This is a genomic window from Streptomyces sp. NPDC053426 (assembly GCF_055585405.1).
The window spans coordinates 55,782-74,297 of the sequence record NZ_JBVJKE010000017.1 but is presented as its reverse complement, the minus strand read 5'-3'; the positions used below and the strand labels follow the sequence as shown (position 1 = coordinate 74,297).

The following is an 18,516-nucleotide window of genomic DNA, read 5'->3' as shown; positions in this document are numbered from 1 at the left end:
AGCCACCAGCGGGTTACTTGCCTCCTGGTGTCCGGGCTAGGGCTTCGGGGCCGTCACGGGCAGGCACTCGGTGAGCAGGTCGACGACGTCGCGCCAGGCTCGCCGCGCGTGCTGTGGGTGGTGGCCGACGCCGGGGACCGTGGGGTGGTCGACCGGCGGGTGGTGGAAGGCGTGCAGGGCGCCGCCGTAGATTGTGAGGCGCCAGTCGACGCCCGCGGTCTGCATCTCGGCGGTGAACGCGTCCCGTTGCGCGGGCGGCATGATCGGGTCTTCCGATCCGACCCCGGCCCACACCGGGCAGCGGATGCGGGCCGTCTCGTCCGGTCGGCCCGTGGTCAGTGCGTTGACCGTCCCGATCGCGCGCAGGTCGACGCCGTCGCGCCCGAGTTCCAGCGCGATTGCGCCCCCGGTGCCGTAGCCGACGGCGGCGATCCGCTCGGGGTCGGTGCGCGGCTGGGCGCGGAGCACGTCGAGCGCCGCGTGGCCGATGCCTCGCATCCGGTCGGGGTCGGCGAGCAGGGGCAGGCAACGGGCCAGCATCTCCTCGGGGTCGCCCAGATAGCGCCCGCCGTGGAGGTCGAAGGCCAGCGCCAGGTATCCCAGTTCGGCGAGGGCATCGGCCCGGCGGCGGTCGACGTCGCCGAGTCCCACGCCCTCCGGTCCGAGCAGCACCGCGGGCCGGCGGCCGGTGCCGGCCGGGAGCGCGAGGTGTCCGATCATCGTCAAACCGTCCGCCGGGTATTCGACCGTACGCGTCGTGATCGCCGTCATGAGACGGGACTGTAGTGATCGTCGAGCCCGGTCCGGCCGCTGTTCTGCCGGCGGCAGAACAGCGCGGGTGTGTCCTACGGCGGTGTGCACCAATCAAGTAGAGGCATAACAGCAAGAAGCCGGAGATCACGACGACCGGGCCGGGCCAGGCGGACCGGAGCCCTCCCGAGGAGGCCCGGGGGCCGTACTGTACGTACCGGACCGGCACGTACGATTCGGTTCGACACGAGCCGGAACGATGGGCTTGCCGGAAGAGGAAGTGGAATGATCGGTAGCTACTTGCTGTTATTTAATAACACTGCAGTCGGACACGGCCAAGGAGAGACGTTGTCGAAGCCGGCCCCCGCCGTCGAGCCGGGCACCCCATGAGCGTCCCCGCCCGCGGCACCGCCGCCGTGAACCGGTTCCTGGACACGCTGCGCTCCGAGGCCACCCGGCGCCAGCGCCGCGCCTACCTCGAGGAGTACACCTCCTGGCTCGCCGCACAACGCCGGTGCGACACCGGCCACCTCACCACCGAAGACCTGCTGGACCAGGACAACGCCCTCGCCTGGCTCACCGCGGCCCGACGCGGCACCACCCGGCGCCGCCCCGGACTGCACGGCCCCACCGCACCCGCCGCCGCCAACTCCATGGCCGCACGCACCAGCTCACTGAACACCTTCTCCCGGTACTGCGGACACCCCCTCGAACTACAGCCCCCCGCCCCGCAATTCGCCCAACGGCTCACACCCACCGAAGCCCACCGCACACTACGGCTCCTCGCCGGCCACCACCCCGCCGGAACACTCGAAACCACCTGGCAGCGCTCGGTCGCACTCATCGCCCTCGCCGTCTGCACCGGACAGGGCATCAGCACACTCCACCCCATGCGGCTCACCGACCTGGAACTGGAACGCCCCCTGCCCCGCGCCCGGGCCGCCGGAGACTGGTACCCCCTGGACACCGTCTCCCGCGACGCCCTCACCCGCTGGAAGAACACCCACCAGGCCCTGACCACCGGACACCTCAAAGCCCTCCAGGGCGGACGGGTCGAAGAACTGTGGATCACCACCGCACCCGGCCGCCCCCGCAACGGACAACCCGCACTCCCCGCGGGCCTGCCCGCAGCCGTACGCACCCTGGAAGCCGCACACCGCAAACTGACCGCCACAGCCCTGGGCACACCACTGCTGCTCGAACAGTTCTGCGGAACCGCGGCCGACGACGAACCCCCGGCCGCCCGGCCGCGGCGCAACAGCAAACACACCCGACCCGACCCGGCCTGAGGACACGTCCGAGCCCGGGGCCGTGGCGCGACGACGCTCACCGCGTCCCGATGTCGTACGTGGTGCCGTCGGCGACGGCCCGGAGTTTGTCCGGGTTGGCCACGTTGTGGATGGCCGTGATGCGGCCATCGGCGCCGAAGTCGAAGGTGACGGTGGCGATCACGCGCTCCGGCGCGCTGAACACCACGCCCGGCCCGCCGTTGATCCCGACGAGCTCGGCTTTCATGTCGGCGGGCTCGACACCCTGGTAGGTGACGGTGCCGACGGCCGCGAACCAGGCGGCGACCGTGGCCGCGCCCACGACCGGGCGCAGGGCCTGGCGGACCTTGCCGCCGCCGTCGGTCCACAAGGTGACGTCCGGGGAGAGCAGTTCCATCAGGGCGTTGACGTCCCCGCCGGTCGCGGCGGCGAAGAACCGCTCGGTGACCTCGCGCTGCCTCGATCGGTCGGCGGAGAAGCGGGGACGACGGGCCCGCACGTGCTCACGGGCACGGTGCGCGGCCTGCCGCACCGCGGCCTCGGAACGCTCCACCGCCTCCGCGATCTCGGCGTGGCTGAAGCCGAAGACCTCCTTCAGCACGAACACCGCGCGCTCCAGCGGGCTGAGCGTCTCCAGCACCACCAGCATGGCCATCGACACCGACTCGGCCTCCGTGACGGCCTCGGCGGCGTCCCCGCCGGTGAGGATGGGCTCCGGCAGCCACGGCCCCACATAGGTCTCCCGCTTGTGCCGGGTGGAGCGCAGCCGTTCCAGCGCCAGGTTCGAGACGATCCGCGTCAGGTACGCCTTGGGGTCGGCCACCCGCGAACGGTCCGCGGCGGACCACTTGATCCAGGCGTCCTGGACCGTGTCCTCGGCGTCGGCCGCGGTGCCGAGGAGACGGTAGGCCACGGAGAACAGCAGATTGCGGTGCTCGTGGAAGACCCGCTGGTCGAAAGGGGCGGTCGGATGGGTCATCGGGTCTCCCGGACACGGGTGAAGCGGCCCCCGCGGGGCCAGAACGCGCCCGAGGCGGGCATCTTCTTCATACGGCCGTAGGTCGGCCAGGGCGAGGCGGTCACCGTCTCCTTGTACCGAACCGCCGTGCGGCCCGTCAGGCAGATCCGGCGCGGACTGTCGTCGGGGCGGGTGAACTGCACCACCGCGTCGTTCCGCCCCAGGCTCACGGGCGTGTGGTAGTAGCCGAAGCGGAACGGCTTGGGCTGCCTGCCCCTGAGCACGCGGTCGATCGACAGCGCGGCGTGCACCCCGGTCGGCATGCCGCCCTGGCAGGTGCCGTGCATGACGCCGTAGCCCTGGCGGATCGCGGCCGCGTCGCCGACCGCGTACACCTCGGGGTGGGACACCGACCGCAGCGCGGCGTCGGTGACGACGCGCCCGCGCTCGTCGACGGCCAGCCCGGCGGCGGCCGCCAGCGGTGACACGCGCGTGCCGCTCGTCCACAGGACCGCGTCGGCGGCGATGCTCCCCCCGTCCGCCAGCTCCACCGCGTCGGGCAGCACCTTGGCCACCTCGACGCCGGTGCGCACCTGGACGCCCAGCCGGCCGAGCGCGGCCCGTACGTACGCCCTGGCCCTGGGGTTCATGTCCGCGCCGGGTTCCCGCCTGCCCAGCAGCACGACGTTCAGTTCCGGGTGCCGCTCGGCGATCTCCGCGGCCGACTCGACACCGGTCAGTCCGCTGCCGGCGACCACCACCGTGCCGCCGCCGAGCCGCTCCAGCCGGTCGGCCAGCAACTCCGCGTCCTGCGCACCGCTCAGGGTGTACGCGTGGTCCTCGGCCCCCGGCACCGCTGACGTGTCGGCCACCCCGCCCAGCCCGTACACCAGCGTGTCGTAGGGCAGCACCCGGTCGTCGTCGATCCGTACGGTCCTCGCGTCCGCGTCCACCGCCGTCACCCAGCCGCGCACGAACCGCGCGCCCGTGCCCTCCAGCAGTCGGGGGATGCTCAGCTCGGCGAGCGGCTGCCCGGTCGCCGTCATGTGCAGCCGCATGCGTTCGGTGAACCGCTCCCGCGCGTTCACCACGGTCACCCGCACGTTCCCGTGCCGCCTGGTCCGGGCCGCGAGCTGGACGGCCGCGGCCATGCCCGCGTATCCCGCCCCCAGGATCACCACGCGGTGCGCGGTCGCCGTTCCGGTCTCCTGCCGTGCGCTCATCGTTCCGTCCTCCTCGGTTCGCCTGCTGACGCCCACCAGATGGGAGCAGGCGGCCCGGACGTGACATGGGCCCGATGTGGCGTGCGTCACCATGCGGATCGGGGGGGGTACGGGCGAAGCGCCGTCCGGCGGCGAGTGCGGGAGGCGGTCGCGGACGGCGTGCGAGCACGCGTGGGTGGGCCGGGACGAGCCCCGGCCCACCCCGGCCTCACAGATCGAGCTGGTACTCGAGCGCCTGGTGCGTCGGTTCGTAGCCGAGCACGTCGTTGATGTTCCTCATGGGCCGGTTGTCGTCGGCGGTGTCGGTCAGCAGACCGCCGAGTTCGGGATGGCGCGCGCGAGCCTGCCGGACCGACTCGGCCTTCATCCAGAGGCCGAGGCCGTGTCCACGGTGTTCGGGCAGGACACCGGTTCCGTAATGCCGGCCGTCGCCCTTGCCGTCGCCGGGGACGACCAGCTCGGTGAAGCCGGCGATCGAGCCGTCCGACGCGTCGACGGACACGACCGTGTGCAGCAGCTCGCCCCGCTCTTCGACGGCCCGCGCGGCGGCTCTGACCCGGTCCACGTCCCAGGTGACCGTCCCGTAGTCGATGTCGCCCATCGGCATGTCGTCCATGGCCCGGCGCGATGCGGCGAACGTGTGGGCGAGGTCGTCGGGGACGGTTCCGTACCACGAGGCCAGCCGGTATCCGGGGTGCGGCCGCTCGATGATCTCGTCGAGGGCCGTGGTGTCCACTCCGGTGAGCGGCAACCGGGCGAACGTCAGGGTGAGGGCCTTGCGGAAACCCCGGGCCGGCAGGAAACGGGCGCCGGGGGATCCGGCCTCGGCCCGGGCGAGAACGCGGCGTCTGCGGTCCTCCCGGGCGGCGGCCACGGCTTCGTCGAGCAGCCGCGAGCCGATGCCTCGGCGTCGCTCGACCGGATGGACCTGGAGTTGCAGTTCGGCCAGGTGCTCCTGCCCGGCACGGGTGAACAGGCGCAGGAACGCCGATCCGACGGGAGTGCCGTCGGCGTCGGACGCCAGCCAGGCCAGACGGTGGCCGGACGGACCGCGGTCGGGGTCGGTCAGAGGGGTGATACGAATCGACAAGGTGTCTCCGTCGTGAGGAGGTGGCACGTGAGGGAACTCGGGCTCGACCGCTGGGCACTCCTGCGCATCTGCTGCACACCTCCTTGTCGACGGAGCCGGTCCGGTGGCACTCGGACGGCCGGGAGAACCTAACCGTTCCCGCGGGCCGATGACAAGGCGCGCCTGCCCCGTGCCGGGCGTGGATCCCCGTCCGGTCTCGTCAAAGGCCGTCGACGCGTGGTGCGGCGTGCGGTGTGCGGGCCGGCCCGCCGGTACCGGGGGCCGGCCGGGATCCACCGGCCGGTGCCGAGGCCGGGGCGCGCCACCAGCGGCGGGACGCCAGTGCGGCCAGGGCGGCGCCGGTGGTGTTGACCAGTACGTCGTCCACGGAGGACACCCTGTCCAGTCGCAGGACGTACTGGAGGGTCTCGACCAGGGCCGAGCAGCCCGCCCCGAGCGCCAGGATCCGCGGCACCGACGCCGACGCGGTGAACCGCATCGGGGCGAAGAAGCCCAGCGCCGCGAAGACCAGCAGGTTGCCGAGAATCCCGAGCGGCCCCATCGTGAGCAGGTCCGTCACCGGGACCAGGCTGAGGCGGCCGGGGACCTCACCGGCCCGCGCCCCCGGCATCAGGATCAGCCATACCCACGGCACCGTCCCGTGGACCAGGCCGACCTCGGCCAGCGACCTGCGCCGTGCCCAGCCCGGATCGGTGCCGGCGGCCCTCCGGCGGCGCGCCAGGAGCCACACCACCAGCGCGGACAACGGCAGCGCGGCCACCATGGCGAGCATCACACCGTTGAAGGTGAGGAACCAGGCGCGCCACCCGCCCCGCACGACCATCGGCACGGACACCAGGAACATCCGCAGCACGAACACGGCGACCGCCGCGCCGACGATCCCCAGGGCGACGAGCGCGATCCCGCGGACGGTCCTCCGCGCACGACCGGCCGGGGCTGACAGTGGTGTGTTCTGGTGCATGCCTTCACCGAACACGGAGGACCGTTGCGGTGGCGTATGCGATTTTCGATACGCTCGCGATACGCGCCGGGCCCTTCCGTGCGCGGGGGCCCGACGCTACCGCGACCACCGCGGCGTCGTGTCGGTCGCGAGGGGCAGTTCCACGGTGATGCGGAGTCCGCCGGCGGAGCGCGGGGTGAGGACGAGTGTTCCGTCGTGTGCGTGGGTGATGGTCTTGACGATGGCCAGGCCGAGGCCGACGCCCGCGTGGTCGGTGTGCACACGCTCGGTGCCGCGCTGGAACCGTTCGGTGAGGGTCGAGACCAGTTGCGGGCTGAGCCGCTCGCCGGTGTTCTCGACGGTGAGCACCGCGGTGTCGGCGTGGGCGCCGGTGTGGATCCACACGGTGCCCCGTCCGGGCAGGTTGTGGACGATCGCGTTCTGCACGAGGTTGGTGGTCAGCTGCAGCAGGAGCGCCTGCGATCCGCTGGTGGGGGTGATGTCGCCGGACGTCTCGATGGTGACGCCGTGCTTCTCCGCGAGGGGGAGGAGCGTTTCCGCGGTCTCTTCCGCCACGAGGGACAGGTCGACGTGTTCCGGGGTGAAGGACCGCTGCTCGGCGCGGCTGAGCAGGAGCAGCGCCTCGGTGAGGTCGATGGCCCGGGTGTTGACGGCGTGGAGGCGTTCGACGAGCGGGTCGGTGGCGCGGTCCGGATCGGTGCGGGCCGCGTCGAGGAGCGACTTCGAGATCGCCAGCGGGGTGCGCAGCTCGTGGGAGGCGTTGGCCGCGAACCTCTGCTGTTCGGCGACGTGCGCTTCGAGCCGCGCGAGCATGGTGTCGAAGGCGTCGGCGAGTTCGCGGAACTCGTCCTTGCGGCCCGGCAGCCGGATCCGGTGGGAGAGCGATCCGTTCGTGGCCGTGCGGGTGGCGTTGGTGATGCGGGTCAGGGGGGCGAGCATGCGGCCGGCGAGGATCCATCCTCCCAGGAGGCCGAACACCAGCAGGAACGCCAGTACCGCCGCCGCCCTCGGAGCGAAGACGTCCAGGAGGACGCCCCGGACGGGAAAGACGCCGTTGTCGAGTCTGTCGTCGGCGTTGATGAGCATCGCGCGTTCGGGGACGTAACGCAGGAGGAACACCCACACCGCGCCGAGCATCAGGACGCCGGCGAGCATGAGGAACCCGGCGTAGCTGAGGGTGAGCTTGAGGCGCGCGCTCGGTCCAGGTGCCCTATCCACGGTCTCCTCCCTTGCCGCCGGCCTCCGGCTGCGTGTCGATGCGGTAGCCGACGCCCGGCACGGTGGCGATGATCCAGGGTTCGCCGAGCCGCTTGCGCAGTGCCGAGACGGTGATGCGTACGGCGTTGGTGAACGGGTCGGCGTTCTCGTCCCACGCCCGTTCCAGGAGTTCCTCGGCGCTGACCACCCCGCCTTCCGCGGCGACGAGGACTTCGAGCACCGCGAACTGTTTGCGGGTGAGCGCCACGTAGCGGCCGTCCCGGTAGATCTCCCTGCGGAACGGGTCCAGGCGCAGGCCCGCGATCTCCCGCACGGGCGGCCTGGTGTGCGCACGCCTGCGGTCGAGTGCTCTGAGCCTGAGCACGAGTTCCTGCAGCTCGAAGGGTTTCGTGAGGTAGTCGTCGGCGCCGAGTCCGAACCCGGAGGCCTTGTCGTCGAGACGGTCGGCCGCGGTGAGCATGAGGATCGGTGTGCCGCTTCCGGAGGCGACGATGCGGGTGGCGATCTCGTCGCCGGACGGTCCGGGGATGTCACGGTCGAGGACGGCGATGTCGTAGGTGTGGACGCTCAGCATCTCCAGAGCGGTGTCGCCGTCACCCGCGATGTCGGCCGCTATCGCCTCCAGGCGCAGGCCGTCGCGGATGGCCTCCGCCATATAGGGTTCGTCCTCGACAATCAACACACGCATACATGTGATGCTACGAGTCGGCACATATCGTCCGCGTATCGAGAACCGCATACGTGCCGGCAACACCGCGCCGCCTTGACTGGCGGCATGTCCTACAGCGAACCAGCACGATCCGCGGTCCGGCCCCGGTGGTATCCGGGGCGCACCGGCGCCGCGGGCGGGAACCTGACCGTCCGGCCGATCGGCGCCGCCGAGCACTTGGCGTTCGTGCGGGCACAGCGGTCGGTCAGCTTCCTGCAGACCCCGGCCTGGGGACGCGTCAAGACCGAGTGGCGCGGCGAGTCCCTCGGCTGGTACGACGGCCGGCTGCTGGTCGGCGCCGGGCTCGTCCTGCACCGGCCGGTGCCGCGGTTCAACCGCTTCACGCTGGCCTACCTGCCCGAGGGCCCGGTCATCGACTGGAGCGGCGACATCGACGCGTGGCTCGACCCGCTGGCGGCCTTTCTCGAGGCACGCGGCGCGTTCGCGATCCGGCTCGGCCCTCCGGTGCGCACCGACACCTGGAGCGCCGCCCAGGTCAAGGAGGGCATCGCCGATCCCGGCGTCAGGCGGCTCACCGAGATGTCCGGCCAGTGGTCCGACCCGGTCGGCGCCCGCGTGACGAGCCGGCTCAGGGACGCCGGCTGGCTGCCGCAGAGCCCCGAGGACGGCTTCGGGGTCGGTCATCCACAGTTCAAGTACGAGATCCCGCTGGCCGGTAAAACCGAGGAAGCCCTGTTCAGGGGCATGAACCAGCAATGGCGCCGCAACATCAGGAAGGCGGACAAGGAGGGAGTCGAGGTCACGGTCGGTGAGGACCTGAAGGCGTTCCACGACCTCTACGTCCACACCGCCGGGCGCGACCGCTTCACCCCCCGGCCGCTGCGCTACTTCGAGACCATGTTCGCGGCGCTGAGCGCCGAGGACCCCGAGCGGATCAGGCTCTACCTGGCCCACCAGCGGGGCGACCTGGTCGCCGCCGCCGTCCTGGTCCGCGTCGGCGCCCACGCGGTGTACGCCTACGGCGCCTCCTCCACCGAGAAGCGCGAAGTGCGCGGCTCCAACGCCTGCCAGTGGGCGATGATCCGCGACTCGCTGGCGGCCGGCTGCGACGTCTACGACCTGCGCGGCATCACCCCCACCCTCGACGCCGACGACCCGCACGCCGGGCTGATCCGGTTCAAGACCGGCACCGGGGGCCGGGCGGTGAGGTACGTCGGGGAGTGGGACCTGCCACTGCGGCCGATGATCTACCGCGCCTTCGACCTCTACATGAAGCGGCGCGGGCGATGAGCCCGCATCCCACCGGTGTGTCCGCCGCCGGTCACCACCGCGTCGGCGTTCACTCGTAACGCAGGCGCAGTGACTCCCGTTCGGCCTCCTCGATCTGGTCGACGGTCAGGCCCGGCAGGTTCAGCTGGGCCAGCGTCACCTCGGCGCTGGTCGGCTGGGCGTCCGCGGGCACCCACCGCTCCGGCCGCCAGGCGTCGGCACGCATCAGTGACTTCGGGCAGTGCGGATAGACCTGCTCGACCCGCACCACGATCGCCGTGACCGGCGGCTTGCCGACGGGAGTGAGCCGGGCGAGCAGCTCCGGGCGCGCCGAGACGCAGGCGCGGCCGTTGACGCGCAGCGTGGTCGGGCGGCCGGGGACGAGGAAGAGCAGTCCGACGCGTCCGGTCTCCTGCACGTTGTGCAGGGTGTCGAGCCGCTTGTTGCCGGTCGCGTCGGGGATGACCAGGGTCTGCTCGTCCAGCACCGAGACGAACCCGGCCGGGCCGCCGCGCGGTGTCACGTCCGCCCGGCCCCCGGCGTCCGCACTGCCGATGAACACCAGTGGGGAACAGCCGATCAGCGCCCGGGTCTCCTCGGTCAGGCGGTCGGTCTCCTTGCGGAGCGCGTTCGGGTTCGGCTGCGGGTAGAGCTCGCGCAGCTGGTCCGGGCTGGTGAGGGCGTCCGCCCGGAGGGATTCGAAGAGCAAGCCGGCGGACCCCGTGTCGATCGTCATGGGGACGACCCTAGGAGACGGCCGGGGCGGTGCGCGGGCCGGTGCGTGATCCCGCCCTCGTCGGCCGGTCGCCGCTCCTCGGCACGGGACGACGGACGCGCGCCGGGCGGCTGCCTGGGACTCCGGGATGCCCGGACGGTCCCCCGGTTCACGGACACAGGACCGGGAAGTCGGCCTTGGCCCAAAGAGCACGGATGGCGGCGGAGTCGTCCCGGGCGGAGTCGTCCTCGGTGCTCCACGTCCTGGCCCGGGCGGCGAAGTCGTCGACCGGTGGCCAGCCCGGGTCGCCGGTGGCGGCGAAATCGGCCCACGCGCGCACCATGCGGCGTGCCAGCCCGCGGTCCGCGGGTGTGGGTGCTCCGCCGATGAGGAAAGCCAGGCAGTCGGTGTCGAGGTTGCCGAAGGCGAAGGGGATGTCCGCACAGTGCCAGGCCCGCACGACCCCGTCCGGGCCGGTGCGCCGACGGTCGAAACGCGAGAGGAACGCCCGGCCGCCGGCTCGGGCGTGGATCTCGGCGAGCCGGTTGCCGTACTCGCCGAACAGGAGGTCCCCGAAGACGGCGAGGTAGACATCGAGCACCGGGGCGTGGGGCATCGCGGCGCGATAGCCGGCCACCAGGCCGTCAGGGAGGCGGAAGTCCTCGGCGAAGCGGGCCAGCCGCTCCTCGGTGGTGACCTTCGCGCTGCTGCCGACGGCGTCGAGCAGCCAGTACTCCTCGGTCGTGTGGCAGACCAGCAGGTCCACGTCCCGGGCCGCACCGGATGCCATCCCCGTGAGGGGGTCGGTGGGCAGTACGGCGCCGTCGAGGACGGGGGCGTAGAGCGAGGGGTCGTAGTGGCGGGACCCGGAGGCGGGGTCACGCCGGTAGGCGTCGACCACCTTGTCGGATGCGACGACCAGGTCCTGCGGAGTCGCGGATGCCAGGCCCTCGGGTGTGGCGGGGCAGCCCGCCGCCGCGGCGATCTCACGGGTGGTCGCCGCGGCGATCTCGAGCGTGTAGCAGGGACTGGCGGCGCTGTGGGCGATGGCACGGCGGAACAGGCCGCGGGCGCGGTCCATCACCATCAGGCAGGCGACCGAAGCGGCTCCGGAGGACTGGCCGGCGACCGTGACGTTGCCGGGATCGCCGCCGAAGGCCGCGATGTTCTCCCGGACCCAGCGCAGGGCCGCGACCTGGTCGAGCAGGCCCCGGTTGTCCGGACGGGCGGTCGCCCCGGCGGCGGGGACGTGGCCGAAGCCTTCGAAGCCGAGCCGGTAGTTGAGGGTGACCACGACCAGTCCGGCGCGGGCCAGCTCGGTTCCGTCGAAGTCGGGCTGGGCCGAGGATCCGAAGGTGTAGGCACCGCCGTGGAGCCAGACCAGGACGGGCAGACGGCCGCCCTCGGGGGCCGGGGTCCATATGTTGACGGTGAGGATGTCCTCGTCGCCGGGCGACCACACGGGTGCGCCGGGCAGCTCCGCCGACTGCGGAGCGACCGGGCCGAAGGCCGTGCAGTCCCGCACTCCGCTCCACGCCGGTGCCGGGAGGGGTTCCCGGAACCGATCGGCGCCGAACGGCGGGGCGGCATAGGGGATGCCGAGGACCGCGACGACGTCGGCGGAGGCCCGGAAACCCCGGACCGGACCGTTCTCCGTCTTGAAGGTGTCCATCGGAAGACCGCCTTTCGGTACGCGCCGGATCGCCGGGGAGGGCGGGGCCTCAGCTTCGCATCGGGCGGCGTCCGAGGACCAACACCAAGATCATGTCGATTGACGCGCCGGTGATGTCAATTCCCGTCGAGCGGGCCGCGCGCAGGCCTCGGAGAACGGGGGCGGGAAAAGCGGAACCGGATGAACGATCGACGTGGCCATGTGCTCGACGCCACCGGCCTGTTGCATATCGTCGGCGTATCGAGAACCGCATACGCTCCGGCGACACCCCGTCTTCTTGACTGTCGGCATGACCTACAGCGAACCAGCCCGGAAAACGGCCGGCCGCCCTCGATCCCCGGCGATCCCTTCTTCTCCGGCCGTCCCTGCGACGGGTATCACCGTCTACGGATGCGGGCGGGACGAGGCCGCTCTGTTCCGGGAGATGGCACCCCGCTTCGGTGTGGTGACCACCCTCACGGACGCGCCGGTGTCCGAAGCCAACGCCGAACTGGCCTCCGGGAACCGGTGCGTCAGCGTAGGCCACAAGACCCGGATCACCCGTCCCACGCTTCTCGCCCTCGGCCGGGCCGGTGTGTCGTACATCTCCACACGGAGCATCGGCCGCGACCACATCGACGTGGACTACGCGGCAAGCGTCGGCATCTCCGTCGAGAACGTCGCCTACTCGCCCGACAGCGTGGCCGACTACACGCTGATGCTGATGCTGATGGCGGTACGGAACGCGAAAGCGACCGTCCGCCGCTCGGACCACCACGACTACCGGCTGGACGAGGTGCGCGGAAGGGAACTGCGCGACCTGACCGTCGGGGTCGTCGGAACAGGACGCATCGGCACGGCGGTCATGGAAAGGCTGCGGGGTTTCGGCGGTCGGACACTCGCCCATGACCGTCGCTCCGAGACGGCCGCCGGCCACGTCCCCCTCGACGAACTGCTGCGCCTGAGCGACGTGGTGACGCTCCACGCACCGCTCACCACGGAGACGCGTCACCTCCTCGACCGTCGACGGATCGAGCGGATGAAGCACGGCGCTTTCGTCATCAACACCGGACGCGGCTCCCTGATCGACACCGAGGCCCTCGTTCCGGCACTGGAGAGCGGACGGCTGGGCGGCGCGGCACTGGACGTCGTCGAAGGGGAGGAAGGGATCTTCTACGCCGACTGCCGCGACAGGCGCGTCGAAAGCAAGGCGTTGCTGCGGCTGCAGGAGATGCCGAACGTGCTCATCACTCCGCACACCGCGTATTACACGGACCACGCCCTGAGCGACACGGTCGAGAACTCCCTCACCAACTGCCTGGAATTCGAAAGAAGGAATCAGCATGGGTAAGCTGAAGATCGGCATCATGTTCGGCGGCTGCTCCGAGGAGCACCCCGTCTCCGTCAAGTCCGCGCGAGAGATCGCGCGGAATCTCGACGCCGAGAAGTACGAGCCGTTCTACATCGGGATCACGCGGAGCGGTGACTGGCGGCTCTGCGACGGGCCCGACGCGGACTGGGAGCGGGGCGACCACCGCCCGGCCGTGCTGTCACCGGACCGGGGCGTCCGCGGACTGCTCGTGCTGGACCGGGGGCGGTACGAGACGATCGCCCTGGACGTCGTGCTGCCGGTGCTGCACGGCAGGCTCGGCGAGGACGGCGCGGTGCAGGGTCTCCTCGAGCTCTCCGGCATCCCCTACGCCGGCTGCGACATCCAGAGTTCCGCGCTGTGCATGGACAAGTCCCTCACCTACCTCGTCGCCCGGAGCGCGGGAATCGCCACGCCGGATTTCTGGACCGTCACGGCGGACGAGGACGTCGATCCCGGCCGGATCACCTATCCCGTCTTCGTGAAGCCGGCCCGTTCGGGGTCGTCCTTCGGCGTCAGCAAGGTGTCCCGGAAGGAGGAACTGCCGGGTGCGGTGGAAACCGCCCGGCGGTACGACTCGAAGGTGCTGATCGAAGAGGCCGTCGACGGCAGCGAGATCGGATGCGCCGTCCTCGGGGACGGACCGGACCTGATCGCGGGGCAGGTGGACCACATCGCGCTCTCCCACGGCTTCTTCAGGATCCATCAGGAGGACCGGCCCGAGACCGGTTCCGACAACTCCGTGGCCGTCGTTCCCGCCGACATTCCGGAGGAGTCGCGCACGCTCGTCCGGGAGAAGGCGAAAGCCGTCTACCGCGCCCTGGGGTGCCGGGGACTGTCCCGGGTGGACATGTTCCTCAAGGAGGACGGCGAAGTGGTCCTCAACGAGGTCAACACCTTCCCCGGCATGACCTCGTACAGCCGTTACCCGAGGATGATGGCGGCCGCGGATCTGCCGCTCACCGAAGTGATCGACCGGCTGGTGTCGCTCGCGCTGACGGGGAAGCTCCGATGAACGAGGACTTCGTCTTCGTGGACGAGTTCGTCCCGGGAATACGCTGGGACGCCAAGTACGCCACCTGGGACAACTTCACCGGCAAGCCGGTGGACGGCTACCTGGCGAACCGCATCGTCGGCACGAAGGCCTTGTGCGCGGCTCTGGAGAAGGCGCGGGAGAAGGCCGGGTCCCTCGGCTTCGGCCTGCTGCTCTGGGACGGCTACCGCCCGCAACGCGCCGTGGACTGTTTCGTGCGCTGGTCGCGACAGCCCGAGGACGGCCGGACGAAACCACGGCACTATCCGAACATCGACAGATCCGACATGTTCGAGAGGGGGTACGTGGCCACCAGGTCGGGCCACAGCCGGGGCAGCACCGTGGACATGACGCTGTATCACCTGGACACCGGTGAGCTTTCCCCCATGGGCGGTGGTCACGACCTGATGGATTCCCTCTCCCACCATGGGGCGACGGGCATCGGGCAGGTCGAAGCGCGGAACCGGGAACACCTGCGTTCCCTCATGGAGGACTGCGGTTTCCGCTCGTACGAGTGCGAGTGGTGGCACTACACGCTGAAAGGCGAACCCTATCCGGACACCTACTTCGACTTTCCCGTCACGTAGGCGGTCCCGGGCGGGCCGCGGCACGGGCGGGGTGCCCGGGCGGCCGGTGCGGTCAGAGGCGGAAGATCTCCGTGAAGCGGGTGAGGAGGGACTCCGGTCCCTCGACGGCGATGCTCCGGGCGGCGAGTGCCTCGGCGGGGGTCAGGGTGGCGCGCATGAGGTCGAGGACGGGGTGGCCGGAGCGGGTCTCGATGACCAGGTCCGGGTCCGGGTGGGGGCCGTGTGCGACGGTGAGGCGGTCGCCGGCGACGGACAGGGCGAAGGTCACGTCGGCCATGCGTATCTCGTAGCCGAGGGTCGCTCCGGCGGCGGCTTCGGGGCGGAAGGCCGTGTGGAAGGACAGGGCACGGCTTTCGGTGGTGGTGATCTCGCCGGGGCGGGGCTCGGTCATGGTGCGGGCGCCCCAGCGGCCGAGGGCGGTCAGGGCCGGCTGGAGCCGACGCCCGTGGTCGGTGAGTTCGTAGACGACACCGCGGTCGGGGTGGGGCAGGGCACGGCGGACGGCGACGCCGTGGGCCTCGAGTCGTCTGAGGCGGGCCGCGAGGATGTTGGTGGGGATGTTCGGCAGACCGTTGCGCAGGTCGGTGTAGCGCTTGGGGCCGAGCAGGAGGTCCCGGACGATCAGCAGGGTCCAGCGCTCACCGACGACCTCCATCGCACGGGCGAGGCCGCAGAACTGGCCGTACTCCTTCACCGTCATGGTTCACATTCTAGTTCTCGCACCACAGTGCGAACATCACTTGCCTTTCACAAGTATGCTTCACGCTGCTCAGTTGATTTCAACGGCACGCATCACGAAGGAAGTTGGGAGAGGACGTGTCCTTCCAGGCGTATCTGGACAAGATCGAGGACAAGACGGGCCTGACGCCCCGTCAGTTCATCGCGCTCGCGCAGGAGCGCGGCTACGACAGCGCGGACACCAAGGCCGGCGTCATCCTGGAGTGGCTCAAGCAGGACTACGACCTGGGCCGCGGGCACGGGATGGCGCTCGTGCACGTCATCAAGAACGGCGCGAAGATCTCCGACAAGCACGTCGGCTCGGGCGGGACCCACCAGGACGAGTCGGACACGCTCTGGCTCGACGGCAAGGCGAACCGTCCCTGAGACGGGCGCGGGGCCCCTCCGGCAGGCCGGTGTCCGCGCTCCGGAGGTCCGTGGGAAGACCGCCGCTCCACCGGGAGCGGCGGTCTTCCCGCGTCCGGGGAGCGGGACGGACCGGCGGGTCGTCCGATCCACCGGTCACCGCGGTCACCAGCGGACTTGGCCGAGTCGGCGCGACGGGCACGGTTCGCGGCGGCTTGCGCAACTCCGCATGGACAGCGTCGGGCGGGCACGAACATTCTTCCGATGGCGGCATCCCCTTTTCAGGAAGGCTGTGCCATGGAAAGCCATCGCTCGGCGTCGCTCCTTTTCGGGGAGAAGGGCCGGCAAGGAGAAGCCCGCTCGCTGTTGTTGCGCGTTCTGGACGGCTCCGTGCGTTCCGATCCGTATCCGGTGTTCGACCGGATACGTGAGGCCGGACCCTTGTGGTGGGACGAGTCGACCGTCGTCTTCTCCTCGTACCGGCACTGCGCGGCCGTTCTGCGGGCGCCGGAGGCCGTCGTCCCGCGGGCCGGTACGTGTCCCGCCGGGCGGGGCGGCCCGCCGGCGGGGTTCGCCGTCGCCGTGGCGGGCTCGGCGGAGCACGGGGCGCTGCGCCGGCTGGTGGCGCGGGTGCTCGCTCCGGAGCGGCTGCGCGCCCTGCTGCCCTTCGTGCGCGGTCTCGTCGACGACCTCCTCGACGGGGTGGCGGCGCGCGGGCGGCTCGAGGTGGTCACGGACCTGGCGTATCCGCTGCCGGCGGCCGTGCTCTGCCGTCTGCTGGGCCTGCCGCAGCGGGACGCGCCCTGGCTGCACCGGCAGGCGCTGCTGCTCTCCCCCGCGCTGGACCCGCATCCGCTGCTGACCGGCGCCGACCCGCCGGGGGGCGAGGCCCGTCGGCGGGCGGAGCAGGAACTGGACGCCTACCTCGGCGAACCGGCGCGCTCGCGGGGTGGCGAGGATCCGCTGCCGGTGCCCGGGGGCGCGGACGGGCCGTCCTCGGCGGCGCGGTTCGCCGCCGCGTGCCGGGCCCTGCTCGTCGCGGGGCACGAGACGAGCGTCGACCTGGTCTCGGCCGGCGTCCTGGCGCTGCTGCGGGCTCCGCACGTACGGGATGCGGTGCGGCGGGACGCCCGGTACGCGGGCCAGGTGGTCCAGGAGGTGCTGCGCCTGGATCCGCCGGTCCAGCTGCTCCACCGTCACGCCGTCGCCGATCTCGACGTCTGCGGCACGCGCGTGCCCGCCGGGACCACCCTGCTGCTTCTGCTGGCCGCGGCCCACCGGGACCCGCGGGTGTGGGACAGCCCCGAGGTGTTCTCCCCGGACGGGACCGGGGCGCCGCACGCCGCCTTCGGGCTGGGGCCGCACGCGTGTCCGGGCGAACCGGTGGCCCGGCTGATCGCCGAAGCGGTCCTCACCCGGTTCGCCCAGCGGGTCACCGGTGCCCGCTTCGCCACCGGCACCCCGTCCTACCGACCGAACGTCACCCTGCGCGGCCTGCGGGCGCTGTGGGTCGATGCCGACGGCTTCGGCGACCGCGGTCTGCCATGGCCGCCCGAGTGACGCACCCGCCGCTTCGCTTCGCAGCGCTCACCCATGGGAGCAGACTCGTGACAGTCCTTCACACCGCTTCGCGCACACCGACGCTGGACTGCGTGTTCGACACGCCCGCCGGCGAGGACCGGGACGTCCTGGCCGGCCGGCACGTCCTGGCCCGCGTCGTGTACGGGCACCACGGCGGACGGCCGACGCTGTACCGGGGATCCCCCCGGATCGACGTGCACATGATGGCCGCGCCCGCCGTCCCGTTCACGGAGACCTGGGTCACCGACCGTCCCGTGCGCTCCGGACTGCAGGACGACCTGGTCTACGCGGAGGACGGCGAGCACTTCTTCTGCGCGGTGCGCGTCGAGGAGAGCGGCGTGTACCGCGACGCGGTGCACGCCGCCTACGGCGCCGCGTTCCGGACGGCCTGGCGGCTGGGGTACACCGATCTGTTCCGCGTGTGGAACCTGATCGGCGACATCACCGGCGACAACGCCGAGGGCACCGAGATCCACCAGGACTTCCGCGCCGGCCGGGCCCTGGCCTTCGACGAGTGGTCCGGACGCCTGGAGGGCATCCCCGCGGCGACCGGCACCGGTTCCCTGGGAACGGGCATCGACCTGTACTTCCTGGCCTGCCGCCCCGGGCGCGCGACCCATCTGGAGAACCCGCGGCAGACCCCGGCCCACCGGTACCCCGACCGGTACGGGGCCCTGCGGCCGGGTTTCGCGCGCGGCACCCACCTGGCGTCCGAGGGGTACGGGACAGGGGCCCTCTACGTGTCGGGCACGGCCGGCGTCCTCGGGGACGACACCGTGCACCCCGGCGACATCGAACGGCAGCTGGACGTCACGCTGGCCAACATCGAGGCGCTGGTGAGCGGGGAGAACCTGCGCCAGCACGCCGTCGACGCCGGGTACGGGCTGGCGGAGCTGGACAGCGTCAAGGTCTACGTCCGTGACGCGGAGCATCTGCCGGCGGTGCGGGCCCGGTGCGCCGAGGTGCTCTCCGGTGCGGCGGACGTGGTCTTCCTCAACGTCGGTCTCTGCCGGCCGGACCTGCTGGTCGAGATGGAGGGGATCTGCCGGTGACCACCGCCCCGCCCCGGCCTGCCCGGCCGGCCCCGTCC

The 18,516-nt window shown here is 71.6% G+C and carries 18 protein-coding genes; 8 read left to right on the top strand and 10 right to left on the bottom strand.

Going from position 1 to position 18,516, the window contains the following annotated elements:
- Positions 1-36 precede the first annotated feature (36 nt).
- Positions 37-771, bottom strand: a complete 735-nt coding sequence (locus ACZ62B_RS30000) for a dienelactone hydrolase family protein (RefSeq protein WP_468889634.1) — start codon at positions 769-771, stop codon at positions 37-39.
- A 365-nt stretch (positions 772-1,136) separates the two neighbouring features.
- On the opposite strand from ACZ62B_RS30000, the gene ACZ62B_RS29995 reads away from it, so the two are divergent.
- Complete coding sequence (locus ACZ62B_RS29995) at positions 1,137-2,039, top strand: hypothetical protein (RefSeq protein WP_469692788.1); 903 nt, start codon at positions 1,137-1,139, stop codon at positions 2,037-2,039.
- A 37-nt stretch (positions 2,040-2,076) separates the two neighbouring features.
- Here the strand turns inward: ACZ62B_RS29995 and ACZ62B_RS29990 are convergent, their stop codons facing one another.
- The 6 genes from ACZ62B_RS29990 to ACZ62B_RS29965 form a co-directional block, all read right to left on the bottom strand.
- Positions 2,077-2,997 (bottom strand): RNA polymerase sigma-70 factor, encoded by a 921-nt coding sequence (locus ACZ62B_RS29990; protein WP_344561434.1) that lies wholly within the window; start codon positions 2,995-2,997, stop codon positions 2,077-2,079.
- Positions 2,994-4,199 (bottom strand): NAD(P)/FAD-dependent oxidoreductase, encoded by a 1,206-nt coding sequence (locus tag ACZ62B_RS29985; protein WP_344561436.1) that lies wholly within the window; start codon positions 4,197-4,199, stop codon positions 2,994-2,996. Before ACZ62B_RS29985 ends, ACZ62B_RS29990 begins: the two co-directional genes overlap by 4 nt.
- A gap of 208 nt (positions 4,200-4,407) precedes the next feature.
- Positions 4,408-5,289, bottom strand: coding sequence for a GNAT family N-acetyltransferase (locus ACZ62B_RS29980; RefSeq protein WP_468724189.1), 882 nt, complete (start codon positions 5,287-5,289; stop codon positions 4,408-4,410).
- Positions 5,290-5,488: 199 nt separating this feature from the next.
- On the bottom strand, positions 5,489-6,250 hold the full coding sequence (locus tag ACZ62B_RS29975) for a VanZ family protein (protein WP_344561440.1): 762 nt from the start codon (positions 6,248-6,250) through the stop codon (positions 5,489-5,491).
- 96 nt (positions 6,251-6,346) lie between these two features.
- Positions 6,347-7,468: a sensor histidine kinase gene (locus ACZ62B_RS29970; RefSeq protein ID WP_344561442.1), complete on the bottom strand. Its 1,122-nt coding sequence runs from the start codon at positions 7,466-7,468 to the stop codon at positions 6,347-6,349.
- Positions 7,461-8,156, bottom strand: a complete 696-nt coding sequence (locus tag ACZ62B_RS29965; RefSeq protein WP_344561444.1) for a response regulator transcription factor — start codon at positions 8,154-8,156, stop codon at positions 7,461-7,463. The genes ACZ62B_RS29970 and ACZ62B_RS29965 overlap by 8 nt, the downstream gene beginning before the upstream one ends.
- A gap of 87 nt (positions 8,157-8,243) precedes the next feature.
- On the opposite strand from ACZ62B_RS29965, the gene ACZ62B_RS29960 reads away from it, so the two are divergent.
- Positions 8,244-9,428: a lipid II:glycine glycyltransferase FemX gene (locus ACZ62B_RS29960; protein WP_469692785.1), complete on the top strand. Its 1,185-nt coding sequence runs from the start codon at positions 8,244-8,246 to the stop codon at positions 9,426-9,428.
- Between the two features lie 49 nt (positions 9,429-9,477).
- Here ACZ62B_RS29960 and ACZ62B_RS29955 read toward each other — a convergent pair whose 3' ends face one another.
- Both ACZ62B_RS29955 and ACZ62B_RS29950 read right to left on the bottom strand, forming a co-directional pair.
- Positions 9,478-10,143: an MSMEG_1061 family FMN-dependent PPOX-type flavoprotein gene (locus ACZ62B_RS29955; protein ID WP_344561448.1), complete on the bottom strand. Its 666-nt coding sequence runs from the start codon at positions 10,141-10,143 to the stop codon at positions 9,478-9,480.
- Positions 10,144-10,291: 148 nt separating this feature from the next.
- Positions 10,292-11,794: a carboxylesterase/lipase family protein gene (locus ACZ62B_RS29950; RefSeq protein ID WP_344561450.1), complete on the bottom strand. Its 1,503-nt coding sequence runs from the start codon at positions 11,792-11,794 to the stop codon at positions 10,292-10,294.
- 289 nt (positions 11,795-12,083) lie between these two features.
- Between ACZ62B_RS29950 and vanH the strand changes: the two genes are divergently transcribed.
- From vanH to vanX, 3 genes are read left to right on the top strand one after another with little or no spacing between them, the layout of a single operon-like run.
- Complete coding sequence (vanH, locus tag ACZ62B_RS29945; protein WP_344561452.1) at positions 12,084-13,124, top strand: D-lactate dehydrogenase VanH; 1,041 nt, start codon at positions 12,084-12,086, stop codon at positions 13,122-13,124.
- Entirely contained in the window at positions 13,117-14,157 is a 1,041-nt protein-coding gene (gene vanA-Sc, locus ACZ62B_RS29940) for a D-alanine--(R)-lactate ligase VanA-Sc (RefSeq protein ID WP_468724200.1), read from the top strand. Before vanH ends, vanA-Sc begins: the two co-directional genes overlap by 8 nt.
- The gene (gene vanX, locus ACZ62B_RS29935; RefSeq protein ID WP_344561456.1) at positions 14,154-14,762 is read left to right on the top strand and encodes a D-Ala-D-Ala dipeptidase VanX; all 609 of its coding nucleotides are present in this window, start codon (positions 14,154-14,156) and stop codon (positions 14,760-14,762) included. The genes vanA-Sc and vanX overlap by 4 nt, the downstream gene beginning before the upstream one ends.
- 52 nt (positions 14,763-14,814) lie before the next feature.
- Here the strand turns inward: vanX and ACZ62B_RS29930 are convergent, their stop codons facing one another.
- Complete coding sequence (locus ACZ62B_RS29930) at positions 14,815-15,462, bottom strand: winged helix-turn-helix transcriptional regulator (protein ID WP_344561458.1); 648 nt, start codon at positions 15,460-15,462, stop codon at positions 14,815-14,817.
- Between the two features lie 116 nt (positions 15,463-15,578).
- Between ACZ62B_RS29930 and ACZ62B_RS29925 the strand changes: the two genes are divergently transcribed.
- The 3 genes from ACZ62B_RS29925 to ACZ62B_RS29915 all read left to right on the top strand — a co-directional run bounded on the left by ACZ62B_RS29925 (position 15,579) and on the right by ACZ62B_RS29915 (position 18,478).
- Complete coding sequence (locus ACZ62B_RS29925) at positions 15,579-15,866, top strand: DUF4287 domain-containing protein (RefSeq protein ID WP_030871200.1); 288 nt, start codon at positions 15,579-15,581, stop codon at positions 15,864-15,866.
- A gap of 276 nt (positions 15,867-16,142) precedes the next feature.
- Positions 16,143-17,405, top strand: coding sequence for a cytochrome P450 (locus ACZ62B_RS29920; RefSeq protein ID WP_344561460.1), 1,263 nt, complete (start codon positions 16,143-16,145; stop codon positions 17,403-17,405).
- Between the two features lie 92 nt (positions 17,406-17,497).
- The gene (locus tag ACZ62B_RS29915) at positions 17,498-18,478 is read left to right on the top strand and encodes an FkbO/Hyg5 family chorismatase (RefSeq protein WP_344561462.1); all 981 of its coding nucleotides are present in this window, start codon (positions 17,498-17,500) and stop codon (positions 18,476-18,478) included.
- The last annotated feature ends 38 nt before the right edge of the window (positions 18,479-18,516 follow it).